The sequence below is a fragment of the Streptomyces sp. 6N223 genome (assembly GCF_052246635.1).
Lineage (GTDB): Bacteria > Actinomycetota > Actinomycetes > Streptomycetales > Streptomycetaceae > Streptomyces.
In genome coordinates this window covers 1-845 of record NZ_JBQQCA010000154.1, presented here as the reverse complement: position 1 = coordinate 845, position 845 = coordinate 1, and the positions used below count along the sequence as shown (strand labels likewise).

Here is an 845-nt window from a genome sequence, read left to right as displayed (position 1 = left end):
GACCTCCTCAAATATTCGCTGATCGTCATCGCGAGCGTGCCCGTCCTGCTCATCTATCCCTTCGTCGCGCGCTACTTCACCAAGGGAATCATGATCGGCGCGATCAAGGGCTGAACCCCTCCCTCCCCGTCTCCCTCCCTCTTTCAACCCCCTGTTACAGAAAGGACCGCACCGTGCGTCGTTCACGCCTGCTCGCAAGATTCTCGGCTGCCGGGGCGCTTCTGGCGACCCTGGCGGCCTGCTCCGGCGGCACTGGCGGCACCAGCACCTCGGAGCCGCTGCCCACGATCAAGGGAAATCCGCCGGTGACCCTCACCGTGTTCGCCCCGCAGATCGACTGGGTCGATGATCTCGACAAGAACGCCTTCACCGACCTGATCAAGGACGAATTCAATATCACCATCGAGTGGCAGGCGACCACGTCCGACGCCACCACCGCCAAGGAGAAGCGCCAGATATCGCTGGCCAGCGGTGACCTCCCCGACCTCTATCTGATGGTTCCCTGGATCGATCAGTTCACCCAGGTGGAACTTCTGAGGTACGGCGGTCAAGGTATCATTCAGCCGCTCAATCAGCTCATCGACCAGTACGCCCCCAATATCCAGGACGCGTTCGCGGAAACACCGGAAGTCGAGCGGATAGCCACCGCGCCGGACGGCAACATCTACGGGATGCCGCAGTGGAACGACTGCTACCACTGCTCGCACGGATTCAAGATGTGGATCAACCAGGAGTGGCTGGACAACCTGGGCCTGGAGATGCCCACGACCACGGACGAGTTCCGCGAGGTGCTGCGCGCCTTCAAGAACGACGACCCCAACGGCAACGGCAAGTCCGACGAGATC

The 845-nt window shown here is 61.7% G+C and carries 1 pseudogene; it reads left to right on the top strand.

Annotated elements, in window-relative coordinates:
* Window positions 1–173 precede the first annotated feature (173 nt).
* A pseudogene (locus tag ACTWQH_RS32785) lies at window positions 174–845 on the top strand (ABC transporter substrate-binding protein); the annotation flags it as partial.